Genomic DNA, 20,194 nt, shown 5'->3' with positions numbered 1-20,194 from the left:
GAAGCAGCAGTGGAAGCCGACCCGGACCTGGATTTGGGACTTGAACCTGATGAAGCTGAACCTGTCGCCACCGATGATGATATTGAATTGGAGGGTCTAACGTCCGAAGCAGCTGCGGAAGCCGACCCAGACCTGGATTTGGAACTTGAACCTGATGAAGCTGAACCTGCCGCCACCGAGGCTATTGCTGCTGACGATGGCAGTGAAGCGCTTGATATGGCGGATCTTGACGACCTGGTCGAAGACGAAACCGATACCCCGATCGAAGATGTCGTCTCCGAAGCTGCGGACGATTTAGACCTGGATCTTGATTTAGAACCGGAGCCGGAAACGGCATCTCCGGCCGCCGAATTGGATGCTGGCGCACCAGATAGTGATGAACTGGATTTATCAGAGTTAGAAGGTATTATTGAATCCACTGAAGAACCAGCCGAGGAAGATCAGAGTGCTGAAGCCTTAGATAGTCTTGACCTGGATATTGATCTGGATGAAGAACTGCCTGAGGAGGCGTCAGCGGTGGCCGCTGAGGAAAGTCTCGATGCCGATGATGAATTGGATTTTTCAGATCTTGAAGGAATTATGGATTCAGACGAACCGGCGGAAGCTGCTGCGGAGGATGATCTGGAACTTGAATTTGAAGTCGATGAAGATGCAGGCGACGCAGCTCCAGCTGAAGCCGCCCAGGCCTCCGATGAACTGGATATGTCAGATCTTGAACAAATGCTGGAATCCGATGAAAAGCCTTCTACTGAAGATGCGGATGAGCTGGAACTGGATTTGGATCTGGAGCCTGAGACAGCCGGCGCTGAGCCTGGGGCGGGTGACGATGCCGAATTCTTAGATATCGAACAAATGCTTGAGGGCGGTGACGATGCAGCTTCAGATGCTGAAGAAGTCGTCGAACTCGATCTAGAAGCGGTCATGGATGAGGCGACCCAGTCTGTGGACTCCGAACTTGAGCTGAATTTAGACCTGGATGCGGATGTGCAAGAAGGCGACGCGCAGCTGGAAGGTGCAGCATCCGGCGAAGAAGATCTCGATTTCAATCTATTGGACTCGGATGAAGAAACTTTGCAATTTGGCGCAACCCAGGCAGCCGCCACCCAGATCCAGGATGATCTGTCAGACAGCGCCGACCTGGGAGCCACCAGCGAAGAGTTTGCCACCGAAGAATTTGCTGAAACCCATGATATCTATGAGCAAACCGATGCGATGGACGATATGGATGTGCTAATGGGGGCTCCCGCGAAAAAGCGAAGCGCCCGCAAGCCCTTAATGGCAGTCGCGCTGATTTTTCTACTGTGCCTGGTCGGCATCATCGTGACCAACACCCTGGGTGTTAAAATTCCATACGTCAGCGATGTCCATATTCCGTATATCAGCGATATCAAAATTCCCTATCTAAGCGATTTGGCAAAGCCCAAAGTCCAGGATACGGCTGGCAACCTGATGATTACACCCATGAGCCGGACGATCTCATATAAGTTTGTTGACAATAATAGGGTGGGCAGGATTTTAGTGATCACCGGCCAAGTCCGCAACGAATATGATCATCCCCGCAGCAATATCAAAGTTACCGGTAAAATTTTTCAAAAAGGTAAAAGCCTGGCCAACTCAGCCACTGTTTATGCCGGCAATACGATCAGCGACGGTGATCTTCAACGCATGGGTATGGCGGACATTAAAAAACGGCTGCAAAATCGATCTGGGGACAAGCGTTCTAACGTGAAAGTCCAGACCGGCAAGACAATTCCTTTCTTAATTGTATTCAATCAATTGCCGCCTAACCTGGATGAATATACCGTGGAGGTGGCTGGATCCTCATCCTGACACCCTTTTAGCTTGACTTGCCACCGGTGAGTTGTTAAGAGGAGGTTTCGCCGGAAATCCGGTGAAGTATACCGTTGGCGGGTGGTTGTGGCGATGTAGCTCAGGTGGTCAGAGCATGCGGCTCATATCCGCAGTGTCCGGGGTTCAAGTCCCTGCATCGCCACCATTTACCGTCTGGTGGCGGCCCGATAAAACCCGATCAAACTTTGTGCAGAACGTTTAAAGCTTGTAAGCCCTTCTAGGATAAACGAAATCCTGAAGGGTTTTTATTTTTCCGGGAATATCTTCTCAGCCACCAAATAATGTGTTCCAATGTCCCGCCTCAAATCCAATCGATTGCCATCAGGGTCTTCTCTAGGTATGACGCGGATTTTGCCATTGTCAAAGGCGGAAAGGAGTTTGTTGCGAAACCGTTCCGCCACTTCACCCCGGTTTTCATCGGGCTTGATTCTGACATTGGCATTCAACCAGGCGACACGGGTACCGTCAGACTTGAATTGATTGTCATCCGCATTGCAGGTCATTGCCGACGGAATAATCTGGATGCTCTTTTTGCGAATATAATTAAAATCAATCTCAACCGGCTCACCTTTGGTACAGGACCACGGATAACCCTTTTGACCGTCCGGCCCACCGGGGCCGGTTACCAGACCGGCACAGATCGCCAGTTGATCCTCCCTGACTTCCGGTCTGACCTGATCAAGACGGCCATCAAACATGGCCTCGATGAGCACGCCCAGATTTCTCAAGCGGCGGGCAACCGGCTGGGCTTCGGGTTCGCCGGGCCGAATGTTGATTTCAGAAACCCGGATATGGGTGGGTTGTTTGTTGTTGTCCAGCGAGACGAAACACCCCGGGTACAGGATACACGGGCGCAGGTATTCATTTTCCTTCATAATGTCAACAAGGGGTCGGGCGATCAGATCGCCGGCCATTTGAATCAATTCGGGCGTTTCCATCGGGTGCGGTGAGATGGCGCCCATTCCGCCGGTGATGGGGTTGGTCTTGCTGGCCGGCCCCTCAAAACGTTCAGGGTAATCCATCGCAGTGGGCAGGATCTGGAAGTTGCCGTTTATGTCCACCAAAATCGTAAAGCTAATCTCAACCCCGGACATCAGACTTTCGATGAGCAGTGGCCAGTGCCCTTTGGCGCCGTACATTTTCTTATAATCGCGCTTATAATCCTTAATTAAGGTATCGTAGACTTCTCTGATTTCCCAGGAATTTAAAATGATGCGGGCGCCTTTTCCTCCGGCACTGTATGGATATTTTAAGACGGCCCCGCCATATTGCTGAATGTAGTCCAGACAGGTATGCAGGATGGTGTCGTACGCTTTGGCATCCACGGCCTCCCAGGAAGTCGCCACCGGGATGCCGGCCTGTTGGCACAGCTCTTTGCATTTGATTTTATCCCCTTCGATGAAAGCGGCATCTTTTTTAAGGCCGACGATGCGATCGCCAAAACCGGCGGACTCCACCTCATCCACCAGCCCGTCAAATAAAAGCGCCTCTGGCATCGGAACAACATAGTCGATGGCACCGGACTTGAGGGCCTCAATGATGGCCGCTGCATATTCATCGTAAGAATTTCCCTCTGTTGGAATGAACACAATCGGCCAATTCATGGTTTCTGCAAATTTTGGCATCGAGGGGGTTCCTCGAACGACAACGCCTTGATAGGACTCTTCATAAATTTCGCTGGTGGCAGTGGATACGACCAACGCGCTCAACAGGGTTCGGCCATCAGTACCGGCAAAGGCGATTTTTTTCATGAACGGTTCCTTTCAGGGCATTTTTTTCAAACTGCGAAACACACAAGGCTTTCATTAACAAATTGCAGGCGGCAGGGTCAAATCTATTTTCTGGCTGCTGGCTACTTGTTTCTGGCAGCTGGCTTTTGATTACCGGATACTGGCTGCCAGCATATGGCAATCGAGTTCTTGCTCTCATTTAAACCTATCATAATTGATTAAAATAAATACACAATCGTTGTTTGTCAGAGCAAAAAGCGAGAAGCAAGCCGCAAGAGGCCTGGAGCCATATAGGTGGTTTAATTTTGTTTGATAAAATTCATAAAAATGGTATAAAACACCAGGTACGAAACACCAACCACCAAATACACAACACTCTGGAACGAATATGTTACCGGGATTTACCAAAATTGTCGAAGAGCGCATTCGCAAAGCACAAAAGAAGGGTGAATTCGAAAATCTGGAAGGCAGTGGTGAGCCATTAGATCTTTTAAACGATCAAACCGTGGCCGAAGAATTGCGTCTGGCTTATAAGATTTTAAAAAATGCCGATTGCATCCCCCCCGAGCTCGAATTAAAGAAGGAGATTCGGCAAACGGAAGAACTCCTGGGCGCAATGACGGATACCACCGAGAAATATCGTGCGATTAAAAAGCTCAATTTTCTGATCATGAAGCTAAATACCCTGCGGGGCACCTCCATCGAATTCGAAGAACCTCAGAAATATTCGGAAAAACTGATTGATAAGCTCGAATCATCCGATTCACATCGCAAAAAACGCAAGTAATTATTAAGGTTTAATGCGGGTGTCAGGTTCCAGCTATTTTTGCCTCTGGCTTCTCGCTGCTGGCTACTGGCTAAGAGCCTGTGATCAGTAACTGACAGCCAGCCGTTAGCGATCAGAAGCCAGCAGCCAGAGTCTATTAGCCAGAATCCAGCAGACTGACATCTGAATCCGCCTACGGCGGAACACCTGAAACCTTTTATGAAGGGGTAGAAGCCATGGGGAAATTGACGTTGGCCTTACTATCAGGCGGGGTGTCTTCAGAACGCGAAGTCTCTTTGAACAGCGGGGATCAGGTGTATGCGGCCTTGGATAAGGACAAATATCAGATCATCCGCTATGACCCGAAAACCGATTTGGCGCGCCTGGTTGAGGATGCGCCCCAAATCAATGCGGCGCTGATCATTTTGCATGGCCCTTATGGAGAGGATGGTACGGTTCAGGGCCTGCTTGAATTGCTCAATATCCCCTATCAGGGGTCGGGCGTGCTGGGCAGCTCGCTTGCCATGAATAAGCTGGCTGCCAAATATCTGTATGAAAAAGCCGGTCTGCTGGTGCCGCCCTATCTGGCGCTGCAAAAAGGCGGTTCGATGGATCCGACGGCCTGGGAAAAGCAGCTCGGTCTGCCGTTGGTTGTCAAACCCAACGAGGCGGGCTCCAGTGTGGGGATGACCATTGTAAAATCACAAGATGCGATGTCTGCGGCAGTGGAAAAAGCATTTACCCACGACAGCACCGTTTTGCTCGAAAGTTACATTGACGGTATCGAGCTGACCGCTGGTGTGATTGGCAACCAAGAACTGCAGGCCTTACCGTTGATTGAGATCATTCCAGATGATGAACATGAATTTTTCGATTATGAGGCCAAATATACGGCCGGCGTTACCCAGGAAATCTGCCCGGCGCGAGTTGATGATCAAATTACATCAACCGCCCAGGAATATGCCAAAACAGCCCACCGCGCCCTTTTTTGCAAGGGTTACAGCCGCACGGATATGATATTAAAAGCAGATCAGATCTACGTTCTGGAGACCAACACCATTCCGGGGATGACCGCAACCAGCCTCTTGCCCCAGGCAGCTCAGGTTGCCGGATTCAGCTTCAGCGGGCTTCTCGACGAACTCATCACGCTGTGCATCGAAGATCATCAAAACAGACGGTAAGCTTATGATAGTCAAAAGTAACCGGGAACTAAAGGCGCGTTACCATGAACTGTCCGGCGGCGATGTTTTTATTGGCATTCTGTCGCTGAAATATCTGAAGCAGACGATGCTGATCGATATGCTTGAGCGCGGTATTCGCTGTCTGCCTTCAGCTCTGGCGCAAATTTTAAATAGCTCAAAAGTTGCCCAGGCGTTTGTTTTAAAAGATTGGATGCTGCCGCACACGCGGGTGATTCCGCGTCGCAGCGATTTAATCGAAGCCTTGAATGCCTATAATCGGCAGGATATCGGGGCGGTGGTCACCAAGCAAGACGGCATGCACTGCGGTCATGGTATCCGCCGCTGGGAAACCATGGAAACCCTGTACAGTTTTATGGCCCTGGATCAATCGTCCTATCCGTTTGTGCTGCAGCCCTTTCAGGAACAATTTACCGATGTTCGCATCATCATCGTGGAAGATTATGTTGAAGCCTATACGCGCCATAATCCCCACAACTTCAGGGTAAACATAACGCAGGGCGGTACCAGTTCAGTGTATGCGTTAAAAGCACATCAAAAAGCGTTTTGCCGCACGATCATGCAGCGCGGAAATTTTCCGTATGCCCACCTTGATCTGATGGTTTTGGAAAACGACACCTGTTATCTGTCGGAGATCGCATTAAACGGCGGTATCAGAGGGGCCCAGATCAGCAGGCCGGAGCTGGATCAGAAAAAAATGGCTGTGCTGGAAAAATTAGCAGGGAAAAGTATAGATGTTTAAAACTCACGCAAAGACGCGAAGATCGCAAAGAAAAAAAATAAAAATGCAATAAGTGCTTAGCGCCTTTGCGCCTTTGCGAGAGAAAATTCATGCTATCTTTAAATTCAAAGAAGGAGGAAAATTGAGCGCGCAAACTAAACCACAAGTTGGCATTGTCATGGGAAGCGATTCTGACCTGGAAGTGATGAAAGCAGCCTCGGACATCTTGCAGGAATTCGGCGTGGCATTTGAAATGACGGTGGCATCCGCCCACCGCAGCCCGCAACGGGCTGCCAATTGGGCGACGACCGCCCGCGAGCGGGGTATCAAAGTGATCATTGCCGGTGCTGGGCATGCCGCCCATCTGGCCGGCGCCATGGCCGCCCACACCAGCCTTCCGATCATCGGTGTCCCTATTGATTCTTCCTGCCTGCAGGGGCTGGATGCTCTACTGGCCACGGTGCAAATGCCGCCCGGTATCCCGGTAGCGACCATGGCCATCGGAAAACCCGGCGCCAGAAATGCCGGCATACTGGCTGTACAGATCCTTGCCCTGGCAGATGACGATCTGGCTGCCCGGTTCGAGGCTTTTAAGCAGGACATGGCCATCAAAGTCGAGCAAAAAGCCAAAAAACTCGAAGAATCCTTGTAGAATTTCTTAGACAGGAATTTGGGGAAGCGATTTTAACCGCAGACTCACGCAGGCAATCGCAGACAGTATTCTTTCCTCCCGACGACCTGTCGGGAGGAAAACCTGCATACCCTGCGGGCAAACAGGTTTTATTATATGGGAGCAAATAACCGCGATATTTTAAAGTGACCACCTAAATTCAAAAGATACATTAAAAAATTATCGCGCAGCGATTGACGTGTTTTTTGCCGGGCGAGTCGACCGGCAAAAAGGTCAGCGTCCGTCTGCGTGGGTCTGCGGTTAATAAAAAAATCAATCCACTCTATGAATCCATCAAACATTCGAAGGATCAATTCCGAAAAGCCCGAGCCTGCAATTATCGAAGAGGCGGCTGATGTGATTCAGCAGGGTGGGGTGGTGGTGTTTCCCACCCGCTGCCTTTACGGGTTGGGCGCTAACGCCTTTGATGCCAGCGCGGTCAAGCGGGTATCTCTTATCAAACAGCGCCCGGCCGACAATCCGATCCTGACGTTGATTGATTCCAAACAGCGGCTTGACGAGCTGGCGGCGAGCATTCCGCCGGTCGCCGATGTTCTGATGCAGGCATTTTGGCCCGGCCGGCTGACCCTGGTCTTTGAAGCCCGCAAAAGCCTGTCGCAGCAATTAACCGCCGGCAGCGGTAAAATCGGAGTGCGTCTGCCCGGGCATCCGGTGGCATATGCGCTAACCAGTCAGAGCAGCACGGCGCTTACCGGCACCAGTGCAAATATATCGGGACGTCCGGGATGTCACCGGGTCGAAGATCTGGACGACCCCATCGCCGGGCAGGTGGATCTGATTCTGGATGGCGGCATGCTCAAAGGCGGTGTCGGATCCACGGTCATCGACATCACCCAGAACCCACCACAAATCCTCCGCGAAGGGCAGGTTTCTGCTGAAGAAATCCGGTATTGCCTCTCTCAAAGGTAGGCGTCAACTAAAAAATAAATGCTCACACGACTCGTAGAAGGCTTTTAGACAGGATTTACAGGATTATCAGGATTTCTTTTGGCCGTTCTCCGGAAGAGAACGGCCAAACCCTATCGCCTGCGGCGAGTTTCACCGAGCTTTTGCCATCAAAGATGGTGTTTTAATACTAAGGAGCCCATTTTAAGCTTAAATTGCATGGCCGAAGGTTTTTTTCCGCTGAAAGCGGATTGAGTTTAGTCGCTCTCGTCTGGAGGGCGACTAAGAAATATATCCTCAAAATCCTGTAAATCCTGTCAGATAAATAAAAATAAGATTCAATCCAATCTGTAAAGCAGATCCCAAACCGAAGTATTGACAACTACCTTCAAGTTGCCTATATAAGCTCCGATTGCCGGGGTGGTGAAACTGGTAGACGCACTGGACTCAAAATCCAGCGGACTTTACGTCCATGCGGGTTCGATTCCCGCCCCCGGCACCATTAAAACCAAAAAGGGTTGGCGATCTGTCGCCAACCCTTTGTTTGTTCTTCACTAATGGTCACAGGCATTAATACCGGTCATCAGCGTGTTGTCCAGGTAGCTTTGAACGAGTTTCTCCGGCGGCAGCTCAGGTGCACCGGTAATCACTTTGATACCTTTGTCGCCCAAAAGGCCAACAGCGCGTTGCCCCATGCCGCCGGCAATGATCACGTCGGCGCCCAGCTGGTGCAGCCAATTCGGCAGCACTCCGGGCTCGTGCGGCGGAGGAACAAGCGTTTCCTGTTTTCTGATTTGTTCGCCTTCAACCTCTACAAGTGCAAATTCCTGGCAATGCCCAAAATGGACAGTTAATTTTCCATTGGCCAATGGTATGGCAATTTTCATAGTCAATATCCTCCTGCTTTAATTATTAGATGTTGAGTATTTTTGATAAGCTGTTCCAGATTATCGTTAAAGCCTGGGCGGCGTTTGAATTTTTTTGGTATTCAAAAATGGATTGGCCTTGAACCATGGCCTTGGTAAATATTGGATCAAACGGTATCCTTCCCAGGCAGGCCAGGCCTTCCCCGCGAGCAAAATTTTCAATATCGCCAGTCAGATCCAAATTAAGGTCGTATTTATTCACGCACACCATACCCGGGACTTTGAAATGATTTGCCAGTTCGATGACCCGCTGCATATCGTGAATGCCTGAAAGGGTCGGTTCAGCCACAATCAGCACGGCGCTGGCACCGCCGATCGAGGCGATGACTGGACAGCCCACACCGGGCGGGCCATCTGTTAGAATTAGGCCAATCTCTTTCATTTCTGCCAGTCTTTTGGATTCCTGTCGCACGAGTGTCACCAATTTGCCGGAATTCTCCTCAGCAATTCCGAGGCGGGCATGCACCAGGGGGCCAAAGCGCGTCCCGGAAACATACCATTCACCACAGGTATTTTCCGGAAAATCAATTGCCTTTTGCGGGCAAAAATAGACACACACGCCGCAACCCTCGCAATCAATGGGGTTGATGTTAAAATTTTCATCGATGGCACCAAACTGGCAAATATCCCTGCACAGACCGCATTGGTCGCAAGTGTTTTTATCAATGGCCGCCGTGTGACCCGATTTAAAATCCGCCCGGGCAGAAACCAGCGGGTTCAAAATCAAATGCAGGTCTGCAGCATCCACATCAGCATCACACAGAACCTTGTTTTCGGCCAATGATGCAAATCCAGCAACAAAGCTGGTTTTACCGGTGCCGCCTTTTCCGCTGATGACAATGAGTTCTTTCATGTTTGGTATTTGGTGTTTAATGTTTCGTGTTTGGTGTTCGGTTATTGGAAAGATGCCTGATTTTGTCGTGGAGCTCTAAAAAGCGGTTTTTCCACTGCGGCATTATGTCCACGATCATCTTTCCTCTTGAATAGGCCTCGGCAATGTCACGATCAAAAGGGATTTCCAATAATATCGGCAAATTCATTGCTTGGGCATATTCTTTGACCCTGTCATCTCCCAGATCCGCTCGATTGATGACCAATCCCAGAGGGATTCTGAGCATCTCAGCCGCGCCAACCGCCAATTTTAAGTCGTAAAGACCAAAAGGCGTGGGCTCGGTGACCAGGAGCACAAGATTACTCTCTCTCATCGCTGCGATTACCGGGCATGAAGTCCCCGGCGGGGCGTCAATAATGGTCAGTTTTTCAGAATTTTGATAGGCGCGCACTTTTTTTATTAAAGGCGAAGACATGGCTTCACCCACCCGCAACCGGCCGTGAACAAATTCGATGCGGTTGCTGCGTCCTCTTTGGATCACGCCGAGCTCTCGCCGGCCCGCTTGAATGGCACCCTCCGGGCATACCTGCTGGCAGCCGCCGCAGCTGTGGCAAAGTTCGCTAAAAACCAATACGGTTTGATTGACCACCGCGATGGCGTTAAACTGACAGATTTCAGCGCATTTGCCGCAATAGGTGCACCTATCGTCGACGATTTTTGGAACCGGCAAATATACCGTTTCTGTTTCATCAAACGTTGGATTGATAAACAGGTGGGCATTGGGCTCTTCCACATCACAGTCCAGCAATTGAACGCGGGCACCCAACGATTGAGCCAAATTGGTCGCCACGGTTGTTTTACCAGTTCCGCCTTTTCCGCTGGCAATGCTGACGATCATGTGACCTCATCCTTTTGTTTGAATGCGCTTCTAATTGCGCCGCATCCCGCCGCCGCGCCCCTGTCCGCGGCCGGTGCCCTGACGCATTCCACTGGTGCCGCTACGGCCCATTCCGCGGCCGCCGTAGCCACCTGATGCCTTTCCAGCACCCATACGACCGCCTGCTGAGCTGACTGTTCCCATGCCAAAATGACTGCCGACCGTGGCTTGGCTCGTGGGCTTGAGACTGCCGCTGTTAAAGCGTGCGATCACCTCCTTGATGGTGCCCTGTTGCTCTGTAAAAATGTCGATGCCGGCGGTGGTTAGTGTTTGGACCGCATTGGGGCCTACATGACCGGTAATGATGACGTCTACGTTTTGGCCGGCCAGAAGTTGAGCGGCCTGGATACCGGCGCCACTCCCCTGGGCAGCGCTCTGGTTGTCAAAAATCTCAACGTCCATATTCGCCGGATCGACGATCAGAAAATAGGCACAGCGGCCGAATCGAGGATCAAGGGCAGAATCCAGACTGTTACCTGAAGAGCTGATGGCAATTTTCATGACACAACCTCCTTGTTATGGGCATATGCTCATAATAAAAATAAACCCAAGCGGGTTGAATGTCAAGAAATATTATGGACCAGTCGATGAAAATAGGAAGAGTAGGGCGCTTGTATCGTATTTGAATGAATTCGCCGGTTGCCCTGATTGATTTTATTTTAGATTTTTCTGATTGTCTTTGTAGTTTTTGTGGGCGGCAGAATTGCCAGGGTCAATGCGTCGGGCTTTATCAAAGTGATGGTGGGCAGCCTCAAATTTACCCTGACGTTGCAAAGCTAATCCAAGATTGTTGTGTGCTTCTGCATAATCGGGATATAGCCTTAAGGCTTCTTGATAATGATAAATGGCCTCGGTAAGATTGTTTTGTCTTCCCAGTGCAATTCCTAAATTGTTATGGGCGCGAGAATAGGTAGGGTTAAGTCGCAACACTTCTTTAAAGTGATCAACGGCTTCATTCAAACGTCCCTGCATGACCATGACAACGCCTATATCATTGAGAGTGTCTTTGTTGTTCGGTTCGAGGCGTAAAGATTCATTGAGGTGAACCAGGCCCTCTTTGAAATGGTCGTTCTTGGCCAAAGTATAGCCCAAATTATAATGGGCTGTTGCATAATCCGGCTTGATTTGCAACGACCGCCGGTACATTTGATATGCTTCATTCACCCGACCGACAGAGGCTAAAGCGACACCCAGGTTGTTATAGGGACGTGCCTTTTGCGGTGATTTTAATGCGCTATCCTGCCAAATGGTAACGGCACTTGTCCAAACCTGGTTACGCGTATAAGTTCCAATCGATCCTGCAGCAGTCAAGATGCTCAGTAAAGCAACACAAAGCCATTTGAGTCTGATGACCTTAAAGGCAACACTAACCATCGTCAGGATCAACATCATCGACGGAAGATAGGTGCGATGTTCAAAAATGATTTCAAGCGGAATAATTGAGGACTCAATGACCAAATTGGTAAAAAACCAGACGATACCAAATGACACCAGCGGTTGTTTTTTAGCCGTTATGGCAGCTATCAGAATCATGACTGCAAGAGCCAATATGGCCAAAACGGTGCTGATCGGATCCATCAGTGAGTGGGAGAGTGCAAAATCATGATCCAGATTCAACCGGGACGGAGACGGCCAAATCAAAAGGCTCAGATAAAACAGGACGACCCGTGGCTGTGTCAACAGGCGTTGGATAAGCGTAAACTCACGACGTTCGTAACCCATCAAGATTCGATCGATTGGATCGCCACCCAGCAAAATGAGGACGGTCACGATTGTCAGCAGAAAACATCCTATCAATGATGCGATGTAAATCTTGGAGCGTGCCTGTCGGAAAAAATACAGCTCATAGGCCAAAATCACAAAGGGAAGCGTGGCGGCGATCTGCTTTGATGCCAGCGCCAGTAATGCGGCTATAATACAGCCTGCCAGCAAGCTCCATTTCTGTTTCCGACGTTCGCAGAGTCGAAAGCGGGCGTAGAGCAACATCGATAAGACATAGAACATGGCGGCCATACTATTCATACGCTGTACAACATAGCTAATAGATTGGGTTTGCAGTGGGTGAACCATCCAGATGGCCGCGGTGAAGAACGCGATCCATAATCGCTGATCGGCGTCTAACCTTATGTTCGGGGTACCCAAGGTGGTCTTGACAAAAATATATAGAAATATACCGCTGCCGATATGAATAAGGATGTTGACCAGGTGGAAGCCTGTCCGGTTGTAGCCGTGCAGGTAGTAGTTCAGCGCAAAGCTGATGTTGGAAAGGGGCCGCTGGTTAGCCGGACTTTTAAAGGCCGCATCCGCCAGGTTCTTAAACGAGAACTCGGACATGCGGATATGAAGATTTGAAACAATGTTGGGTCTATCATCAAAAACAAACGGACCGTCAAGGGTATGGGCGTAAATGACGACAACCACAAGTACAAGGGACAACAGGCACAGATTTTCGTATTTGGTGAGAAACGCGGATAAATCTGTTTTGGCATTCATCGCTCGGACACCGCATTTATTTTATAGCAATTTCAGGATTGAAGCCGTCTGTTGTAAGCTGTCGCACAAGGCCTGCGGCGGCCTTTTTGTTTGCAAAGGCGCCGATTAAAATACGAATTTGATTCGGGTCGGTTTTTGACGGCAGCTGGTAGCTGAAGTAGCCCTTGGCTTTTAGATCGGTTTGAATTTGCCGGACTTTATTCCGGGGGATTGGCTTGCCGATCTGAACGGTATAAGGTTTTTTGGCGATATTCACATAGCGAAATTTTCTGCGTTTCAACTCGTCAGCCGCGCTGCGGGCTTCTGCCAGGCTTGTATAGTTGCCGACAAAAACACGGTACCATCTTCCCTTTCCGGAAATATCCACCGGACTGGTAAAAGCCGGGTCACCATTGGTATTGAGCTTGCGGGCCACCTGAATGGATTGTTGCGGGTCCCGAAATGAGCTGATTTGAATGGTATACGGTAAGGGTTTGACTATCGTGGCCGCTGTTTTTCGGGCGGGTGCCGCAACTACCGGTTCAGGCTTTCTAGCGGCGACAGGCTTTTTCTGAGCTTTAGCGGGCGGCGCTGCTTTGGCGGCTCTGGTCGGGGCGATCTTGTCCTGCGATGCGGCCGCTGGCGTTGGTTTCTTAGCTGTAGCCACGGTTTTTTTTGATTTGGCAGACACCGCGGGTTGAGTCGGTTTAGACTGCTTTTTGCCGCTCGCTGGAGCGGTTTTCGGTTTTGGCGGATTTTTAGCGGATGCGGTTTTCAGTGCTTTGTCCGTTGATGCGGGCGTTTTTGGAGTGCTGGATTTGGGCGATGCCTTTGCCGTTTGGGAACCGGTAATTTTGGCCCTGGCTGAATAATCGATCAGCAGCGCCTGCTGTGCCCGATAGCTTTTCAAATGCAGCAGGTATTTGTGCACATCTGCAGTTTTATTTTCCAGCATCAGTTTTTGAATGGCCTTTCTCTGGACATCCACAGCCGTATCAAAATTACCAACGGCTGCATGGGCAGCAGCCAGGGCATCCATGGAATTGATATCCGCTTTAAGCTCAACGGCCTTTTTGGCCAGGCGGACGGCCTCTCCCCCGTTCCGAATGCGCTGATCGGAGGCCGTGGCCAGCACCCAGGCTTTGTTATTGTAAGCATCGACCAAGAAAGGATTGATTTCAAGCGCGCGGGTATAGTCGTTTAGCGCGGCTTTCAAATTACCGGTCTGCGTATGGGCGAATCCACGATTGTTATACGCTTCTGCATACCGAGGACGAATGTCTATTGCTTTGTTGTAATCGGCCATGGCCTTGTCAAAATCTTTTTTTAGGGCATAGGCGACGCCCCGGAAATTATAGGACTGATAGTCGCGCGGTATGATATCGATGGCAGTTGAAAAGGCCTCGATGGCCTCATCATACCGGTGCTGGCTGAGCAGCTTGCGGCCTTTTGTGTGCCAGTCTTCATCCTGAGCCTGGGCTCCAGAATTTATTAAACATACGGCTATCGCGATAATGGCCAAAATCAGTTTGATTGATCGCATAATGGTCTCCAAACGATAGGTCTTAAACGTGCCCACGATGGCAACTGAGGCAGCGCATCTCAGGTCTGCCTTATGTTAAGCCCAATGACACCTCTTTACAGCCGCTCAATCGGTGATTTGTTGTAAGGCCAGGTAAAAAAACTGGATATCTTTACATTTTTGCGGCTGGGGCACTCTGGGGAAAAGGATTGATATATTTGTTAAAACGTAACGCTAGAATATCGAATATTTAGTGGAAATGCAATTCATATTGATGCAAACGGCACCGGATTTGCGCTAAGCTATGGTGCATCGGCGGATTGTGATCTTTGATGGTGTTAAGTGGTGCATTTTCGGGGACATACATCGATCGGTCTGTATTTTATTTGACAGTTGCACACATTCATTATAAAATTAAAGGGTTACAAGGTTCAGAAGACAGAAGACATATGTCAGAAGTCAGATCGAAATTGACAGATAAGAATCTGTGCGCAGGTAGCGCTCTACTGCTGCCAGCAGCTAGCAGCAAGTAGCCAGAGTACGAAAGCAAGAACGCTTCAACCCCGAAATTTCAAAATGAGAAAGACTGCGTGAAGAGAAAACCCGAAAAGCAAAATGCCTTTATGGATTCGATGGTCGTCACCGGAATTGCACTGGCCGCCCTGTATTGGGTATGCGAATCCTTTATGTATTTTTTTATGGCGCCCGAGGCCAACTTTATCCAGCATCTGCTGGGACCCAACCGGTTTGAGGTATTTACCCGTCTGCTGGTATTATGTTTGCTTGCCATATTCACATCCCACTTTCAGCACACCTTTAATAAGCGTCGCCTGGCCGACAAAGCACTTATGGAAAGCGAGGCCAAGTATCGGTCGATCGTCGAGGGCCTGGAAGAGGGCTATTTTGAAATTGACCTGAACGGCAACCTGACCTTTTTTAACGAGCCGCTGTGTAAAATCTTAGGATTTGAGCGCTCGGACCTGGAAGACAAAAATATCAGCATCTTCACCACTGAAGCCACCCGCCGCAAAATGGATGATATCTACGAGCAGGTCAAAAAAACAGGCGAGCACATACGGGTAGGCGACTATGATGCACTGGGCAAAGATGGTCGGCAAGTTGCGCTCGAGTTGACGGTATCTTTGCTGCGAGACACCGGTGATACACCTAGCGGTTTTCGGGGCATCATGCGGGATGTATCCGATCGAAAAGTGGCCGAGGCTGAAAAAAAGAAACTTGAAATCCAAGTCCAGCAGGCCCAGAAGATGGAATCCATCGGTACGCTGGCCGGAGGGATTGCCCATGATTTCAACAACATTCTGATGGGAATTCAGGGAAATGCTTCATTGATGGCCATAAAGACCGAATCCAGCCATCCGAGCTACGAAAAAATTAAAAATATCGAGACCTATGTGGAAAACGGCACGGAGTTAACCCGTCAGTTGCTGGGCTTTGCCCGCCGGGGCAAATATCATGCGATTACCACGGAAATCAACGATGTGATTGACAAATCAGCCAGTATGTTCGGCCGCACCAAAAAGGAAATCCAAATTCAAACGGATTTGGGCGCGCAGCTGTGGACGGTTGAAGTGGATCGCGGTCAAATTGAACAGGCCCTGTTAAATCTATACGTCAACGCCTGGCAGGCCATGCCCGAGGGCGGCCGGCTGAGTTTAAAAACCGAAAATATCGTACTCGGTGCCGATTTTATCAATAGCCAGCCGTATAAAGTTGAAGCCGGAGATTACATCAAGATAACGGTAACCGACTCGGGCATCGGCATTGATAAAGAGACCCAGACCCGGATTTTTGAACCCTTCTTTACCACCAAGGAAATGGGGCGCGGGACAGGGCTGGGTCTGGCCTCGGTCTATGGCATCATCAAAAATCATGGTGGTTATATCAATGTTTACAGTGAACTCGGTCAGGGCACCTCTTTTACCATATATTTGCCGGCCTCGGTCAAAAAAGTCCAACCCGAGGTCGAAACGGTTGCGCCTACCGTGGTGACCGGCAATGGCACTATCCTGTTGATCGATGATGAGAAAATGATTATCGACGTGGGCCAGGAGCTGCTCCAAGAGCTGGGTTTTGATGTGCTGACCGCCGCCAGTGGTCCGGATGCCATTGATATTTATCACCGGAAGTCTGCTGACATCGATCTGGTCATCATGGACCTGATTATGCCCGGTATGAGCGGGGGCGAGACCTTTGATCGCCTCAAAGAAATAGATCCCCATGTCAAGGTGCTGTTGTCCAGCGGTTACAGCATCAACGGCCAGGCCGCTAAAATCTTGGAGCGTGGCTGTGACGGGTTTATCCAGAAACCGTTTAACATCAATCAGCTGTCCGAGAAAATTCAGGGGATTATCGCTAAAAAATAGGGTTCAAGGTTCAAGGTTCAAAGGTTCAGGGTTCATGGGTTTAGGGTTGCAGAAGGACTGAGCGATGAGGATCCGTCTTCGCTTTTGCAAGCTCCGCCGCGCTAAACTGAGGACTGAGTCAGAAATAACATTGTTGTATCTATCTTTAGACATGCAACATCCACCCCGCAACCTTGAACCTCGGAACCCTGAACGCAGAACCCAGAACCTACAACTCGAACATCACCGGCTCCCTCAGAATGAGCTCGATGGCCTGATCGGCTGCTGCTGCGGCTTGCGGAAAAGCGCGTTTGAGTCTGCGAATGTGCCGCAGGTTATCCGCCGTTCGCAGGATCAGCATCACCAGATCCCCTTCCTCCATTTCAGCCACAGTCCGTACTTTTTCCCACGGCTCGGCGTTGGCCCAGGCGTAAATAGCCATCATGGGCCTTAAATGCAGTACACGGGCTTCAAATCCCTTTTCAAGCATTTGCCAGGCAAACGGCCGCAGCCCTTTGACCACGCGGTCAAAGGCGCCCCAAAGCCGTTTGGGCACCTGCTTTTTGGGAATTTTGCTGTCAAATTCACGTTCGTTGACAAAGGCTGCGATCACACCGGCCAGAAGGTGCGCATCTTTTTGCGGCAAAAGGCCCTGTCGAAAGCCCTCGGCGATCAAAAGGGGTTGGTCCACCCGCAATTGACTGGCCCATTTGCCGTCATCTGTCAAGGTGCCGTTTTTGTCCACAAAACCGGTTTTTTTTAGAAAATTGAGGTGGCTGGAAAAATCATCCCACAAAAGACGGCGGCGCTTGCGGCCGGATTTTTTGCGGCCGCCTTTGACCATCAGATAAGCGGCAAAAGATCGTTCGAGTAGATCCCTGATCTGGTCGGGATCATGCGAAAGCAGTAAATTCAGCACCATCGAAAAATTAATTCTGATCTGGCTACTGACACCCTCCGGCGGGCGCTGAAATAACTGTGCCAGCCAGCGGACATCCATATATTTATTCGGCAGCAGCAGGGCAAATCCGATATGGTCCATGCCCCGGCGGCCGGCACGACCCGTCATCTGGTGAAATTCAGTGGCGTCCAGCGGCAGGAACTGGGTGCCGTTAAAGCGGTCGGAATTTAGAAAAACCACCGTACGGGCCGGAAAATTGACACCGGCGGCGACAGTGGATGTGGCAAACACTGCATCCAGCAGTCCATCGCTCATCAGCCGTTCAAGCATCAGTTTCCAGGTGGGCAGCTGACCGGCATGATGGGAGCCCAGTGCCAGGTTTTCCAAAAACCAACGCTGTCGGTGCTTTAACATATGCGGGCTCTGACGGCCAAATGCGCTGACACGCTCCCGGATAACGGCCTTGCGCTCCTGCCCGGCCATGCGTTTGCCCCGGCACAGCTCCAGGGCACGGTCGCAGTCTGCTCGGGATTTGAGGAAAAAAAGGGCCGGCAGCAGGTCATATGTTTGCAGTACTCGCAAGACATCGTCAAACGGCACGCGGTGATCGGGCAGCCGGCGTTGCCGCGAGCGCTTTTTTTTTAGATATTCATTGACCTTTTTGGTGATCTTTTCTTTGCCAGACGACTTGGACGGTTCGGTCAGAGGCAGCAGGGTGCCGGAGGGGTGCAGAAAAAGGGGGACCAGCGGCACCGGGCGTTTGGTTTCCCTGATCACCGTGCAGCGGGTGGAGCGGATCGAACTCAGCCAGCCGGCAATTTGATCGGCATTGCCGATGGTGGCCGACAGCAGTAACAGCGGGATGCGGTCCGGCAGATATATCATGATTTCTTCCCATACCACGCCGCGGTCCGTATCTCCTAAAAAATGGGCCTCGTCCAAAACCACAAAATCAGCCGCCAACAATTGCCCCCGGTGCATGGCATCGTACAATTGGTTGCGCAGGATTTCTGTAGTCCCGACGATGATGGCAGCATCGGGATTTTCTTTGCGGTCGCCGGTGAGAATGCCCACCTCCTGTTGACCGAAAATGGTGCAGAATTCTGCGTATTTGGCATTGCTCAGCGCTTTTAGCGGGCAGGCGTACCAGGATTTACCGCCCTCGCCGTGAATACTCGCGATGGCCTTTTCTGCAATCCAGGTTTTTCCCGAACCGGTAGGTGCGGAAACCAGGCAATCATTTTGAGCGATGGCGGCCAGTGCATCCAGTTGAAAGGCATCGGGTGTGAAGGCCGGGCTGTCCGGCACGCCGATTTCTGCAAAAACTTTACGCAGTCTGGTATCGGCGCCCGGCTTGAGGTGGAATGTTTTGGGTTTCTTGCGGGGATAACGCTTGGGCCGGAAGAAACGTTTGCTGCGTTTTGCCATCAGAGTTTTGAGATCATCGTCTGGACTTTGGCTTTAGAAGGTGAGTCCACATCAAAAGGGGAGGCCCCGTTGAGATCCGCTTCAATCAGCGCCTCGTCATAGGGCAGAAAACCCAAAAATTCAAAATCATCCAGGTGAGTTTTCAAGAAAGCTTCATCCTGGGGACCGCGCACTTTGTTGCCGACCACCGCTATGTGGCTCAACCCGATTTCGCCGGCCAGCTTGCGGATGTGCTCGGCCGTATCGATACTACGCCGGCCTGGCTCCACGACCACAATCAGTTTGTCCACCGCTTTGGCCGTTGCCCGCCCCAGGTGCTCGATGCCGGCTTCCATATCCATGACCACCACTTCGTCGCGGGCCAGCACAATGTGCATGACCAGGGCCCTGAGCAGCGAGCTTTCCGGGCAGATACAGCCGGAGCCGCCTTTTTTAATGCCACCCAGGCGCATCAGCTTGATGCCGTCAAACTTAACCGAGATCTCATCGGGCAGATCATCCACTTTGGGGTTAAGTTTGAAGTATCCGCCGATGCTGCCGGGCTTGGCACCGGTTCTTTCAAAGACGAGGTCTTCCATTTCGGCGATGGGCACGATTTTATCCGCATCGGCAATTCCTACGCCGGCCGCCAGGTTGGCGTCCGGGTCGGCATCGATGGCCAGAACGCGTTTTCCTTCGGCGTTGAGGGTTCGAATCATCAAAGACGCAAATGTGGTTTTTCCGACACCGCCCTTACCGCTGACTGCCAGTTTCATAAAAGGACCCTTTCAATAATTCAGGATACCGTATTGGTTTCCTGTTGGCTATGGATTTGTTGGTGTTTATTTTCTCGCAAAGCCGCAAAGATCGCAAAGAAATGAATTAAGGGGAAAAACCAAATGATCTTTACGCCTTGGCGTCTTTGCGTGAAGAAATCTGTTCCAAATATAACACAGGAATCCATTCCGGCAAGCCCAAAAGCGCCCGCGAG

15 protein-coding genes, 2 tRNA genes and 1 pseudogene are annotated in these 20,194 nt (G+C 50.6%); 9 read left to right on the top strand and 9 right to left on the bottom strand.

Annotation, left to right across the window (positions count from 1 at the left end; translation table 11 throughout):
• Together QNJ26_15300 and QNJ26_15295 are read left to right on the top strand one after the other, a co-directional pair.
• Positions 1 to 1,830 (top strand): DUF3426 domain-containing protein (locus QNJ26_15300; GenBank protein ID MDJ0986904.1); only part of this gene is annotated, 1,830 nt, incomplete at its 5' end.
• An 89-nt stretch (positions 1,831 to 1,919) separates the two neighbouring features.
• Positions 1,920 to 1,996: transfer RNA gene (locus QNJ26_15295), tRNA-Met, on the top strand.
• Between the two features lie 100 nt (positions 1,997 to 2,096).
• On the opposite strand, the gene QNJ26_15290 is transcribed toward QNJ26_15295, so the two are convergent.
• Positions 2,097 to 3,602, bottom strand: a complete 1,506-nt coding sequence (locus QNJ26_15290) for a hypothetical protein (GenBank protein MDJ0986903.1) — start codon at positions 3,600 to 3,602, stop codon at positions 2,097 to 2,099.
• Between the two features lie 367 nt (positions 3,603 to 3,969).
• On the opposite strand from QNJ26_15290, the gene QNJ26_15285 reads away from it, so the two are divergent.
• From QNJ26_15285 to QNJ26_15260, 6 genes and pseudogenes are all read left to right on the top strand, one after another.
• A complete protein-coding gene (locus QNJ26_15285) occupies positions 3,970 to 4,368 on the top strand; it encodes a DUF1992 domain-containing protein (protein MDJ0986902.1) in 399 nt (132 codons plus the stop codon).
• Between the two features lie 215 nt (positions 4,369 to 4,583).
• Entirely contained in the window at positions 4,584 to 5,528 is a 945-nt protein-coding gene (locus tag QNJ26_15280; GenBank protein MDJ0986901.1) for a D-alanine--D-alanine ligase, read from the top strand.
• Between the two features lie 4 nt (positions 5,529 to 5,532).
• Positions 5,533 to 6,288 carry a hypothetical protein gene (locus QNJ26_15275; protein MDJ0986900.1) on the top strand — a complete coding sequence of 252 codons (756 nt, stop codon included), beginning with the start codon at positions 5,533 to 5,535 and terminating at the stop codon, positions 6,286 to 6,288.
• A gap of 139 nt (positions 6,289 to 6,427) precedes the next feature.
• Positions 6,428 to 6,919 (top strand): annotated as a pseudogene (gene purE / locus QNJ26_15270) (5-(carboxyamino)imidazole ribonucleotide mutase).
• A gap of 303 nt (positions 6,920 to 7,222) precedes the next feature.
• Entirely contained in the window at positions 7,223 to 7,867 is a 645-nt protein-coding gene (locus tag QNJ26_15265; protein ID MDJ0986899.1) for an L-threonylcarbamoyladenylate synthase, read from the top strand.
• Positions 7,868 to 8,257: 390 nt separating this feature from the next.
• A tRNA-Leu gene (locus QNJ26_15260) sits at positions 8,258 to 8,345 on the top strand.
• A gap of 52 nt (positions 8,346 to 8,397) precedes the next feature.
• Here the strand turns inward: QNJ26_15260 and QNJ26_15255 are convergent.
• The 6 genes from QNJ26_15255 to QNJ26_15230 form a co-directional block, all read right to left on the bottom strand.
• Positions 8,398 to 8,730, bottom strand: coding sequence for a NifB/NifX family molybdenum-iron cluster-binding protein (locus QNJ26_15255; GenBank protein MDJ0986898.1), 333 nt, complete (start codon positions 8,728 to 8,730; stop codon positions 8,398 to 8,400).
• Positions 8,731 to 8,755: 25 nt separating this feature from the next.
• The gene (locus QNJ26_15250; protein MDJ0986897.1) at positions 8,756 to 9,622 is read right to left on the bottom strand and encodes a 4Fe-4S binding protein; all 867 of its coding nucleotides are present in this window, start codon (positions 9,620 to 9,622) and stop codon (positions 8,756 to 8,758) included.
• 16 nt (positions 9,623 to 9,638) lie between these two features.
• A complete protein-coding gene (locus QNJ26_15245; GenBank protein MDJ0986896.1) occupies positions 9,639 to 10,499 on the bottom strand; it encodes an ATP-binding protein in 861 nt (286 codons plus the stop codon).
• A gap of 30 nt (positions 10,500 to 10,529) precedes the next feature.
• Positions 10,530 to 11,039 (bottom strand): NifB/NifX family molybdenum-iron cluster-binding protein, encoded by a 510-nt coding sequence (locus QNJ26_15240; protein ID MDJ0986895.1) that lies wholly within the window; start codon positions 11,037 to 11,039, stop codon positions 10,530 to 10,532.
• 153 nt (positions 11,040 to 11,192) lie between these two features.
• Complete coding sequence (locus QNJ26_15235; GenBank protein ID MDJ0986894.1) at positions 11,193 to 13,031, bottom strand: tetratricopeptide repeat protein; 1,839 nt, start codon at positions 13,029 to 13,031, stop codon at positions 11,193 to 11,195.
• A gap of 16 nt (positions 13,032 to 13,047) precedes the next feature.
• Positions 13,048 to 14,553: an SPOR domain-containing protein gene (locus tag QNJ26_15230; GenBank protein MDJ0986893.1), complete on the bottom strand. Its 1,506-nt coding sequence runs from the start codon at positions 14,551 to 14,553 to the stop codon at positions 13,048 to 13,050.
• 569 nt (positions 14,554 to 15,122) lie between these two features.
• Between QNJ26_15230 and QNJ26_15225 the strand changes: the two genes are divergently transcribed.
• The gene (locus tag QNJ26_15225; GenBank protein ID MDJ0986892.1) at positions 15,123 to 16,916 is read left to right on the top strand and encodes a PAS domain S-box protein; all 1,794 of its coding nucleotides are present in this window, start codon (positions 15,123 to 15,125) and stop codon (positions 16,914 to 16,916) included.
• Between the two features lie 208 nt (positions 16,917 to 17,124).
• On the opposite strand, the gene QNJ26_15220 is transcribed toward QNJ26_15225, so the two are convergent.
• The gene (locus tag QNJ26_15220; protein ID MDJ0986891.1) at positions 17,125 to 19,224 is read right to left on the bottom strand and encodes a DEAD/DEAH box helicase; all 2,100 of its coding nucleotides are present in this window, start codon (positions 19,222 to 19,224) and stop codon (positions 17,125 to 17,127) included.
• Positions 19,224 to 19,979 (bottom strand): carbon monoxide dehydrogenase accessory protein CooC, encoded by a 756-nt coding sequence (locus tag QNJ26_15215; GenBank protein ID MDJ0986890.1) that lies wholly within the window; start codon positions 19,977 to 19,979, stop codon positions 19,224 to 19,226. The genes QNJ26_15220 and QNJ26_15215 overlap by 1 nt, the downstream gene beginning before the upstream one ends.
• Between the last annotated feature and the right edge of the window lie 215 nt (positions 19,980 to 20,194).

Source organism: Desulfobacterales bacterium (genome assembly GCA_030066985.1).
GTDB lineage: Bacteria > Desulfobacterota > Desulfobacteria > Desulfobacterales > JAHEIW01 > JAHEIW01.
Note: the sequence above shows the minus strand (reverse complement) of the source record. Positions and strands in the feature narration are given on the sequence as shown.

What these genes read in the sequence shown, in the direction of transcription:
- QNJ26_15290 (MDJ0986903.1), bottom strand. Translation starts at nt 3,602, where the DNA reads ATGAAAAAAATCGCCTTTGCCGGTACTGATGGCCGAACCCTGTTGAGC.
- QNJ26_15285 (MDJ0986902.1), top strand. Translation starts at nt 3,970, where the DNA reads ATGTTACCGGGATTTACCAAAATTGTCGAAGAGCGCATTCGCAAAGCA.
- QNJ26_15280 (MDJ0986901.1), top strand. Translation starts at nt 4,584, where the DNA reads ATGGGGAAATTGACGTTGGCCTTACTATCAGGCGGGGTGTCTTCAGAA.
- QNJ26_15275 (MDJ0986900.1), top strand. Translation starts at nt 5,533, where the DNA reads ATGATAGTCAAAAGTAACCGGGAACTAAAGGCGCGTTACCATGAACTG.
- QNJ26_15265 (MDJ0986899.1), top strand. Translation starts at nt 7,223, where the DNA reads ATGAATCCATCAAACATTCGAAGGATCAATTCCGAAAAGCCCGAGCCT.
- QNJ26_15255 (MDJ0986898.1), bottom strand. Translation starts at nt 8,730, where the DNA reads ATGAAAATTGCCATACCATTGGCCAATGGAAAATTAACTGTCCATTTT.
- QNJ26_15250 (MDJ0986897.1), bottom strand. Translation starts at nt 9,622, where the DNA reads ATGAAAGAACTCATTGTCATCAGCGGAAAAGGCGGCACCGGTAAAACC.
- QNJ26_15245 (MDJ0986896.1), bottom strand. Translation starts at nt 10,499, where the DNA reads ATGATCGTCAGCATTGCCAGCGGAAAAGGCGGAACTGGTAAAACAACC.
- QNJ26_15240 (MDJ0986895.1), bottom strand. Translation starts at nt 11,039, where the DNA reads ATGAAAATTGCCATCAGCTCTTCAGGTAACAGTCTGGATTCTGCCCTT.
- QNJ26_15235 (MDJ0986894.1), bottom strand. Translation starts at nt 13,031, where the DNA reads ATGAATGCCAAAACAGATTTATCCGCGTTTCTCACCAAATACGAAAAT.
- QNJ26_15230 (MDJ0986893.1), bottom strand. Translation starts at nt 14,553, where the DNA reads ATGCGATCAATCAAACTGATTTTGGCCATTATCGCGATAGCCGTATGT.
- QNJ26_15220 (MDJ0986891.1), bottom strand. Translation starts at nt 19,224, where the DNA reads ATGGCAAAACGCAGCAAACGTTTCTTCCGGCCCAAGCGTTATCCCCGC.
- QNJ26_15215 (MDJ0986890.1), bottom strand. Translation starts at nt 19,979, where the DNA reads ATGAAACTGGCAGTCAGCGGTAAGGGCGGTGTCGGAAAAACCACATTT.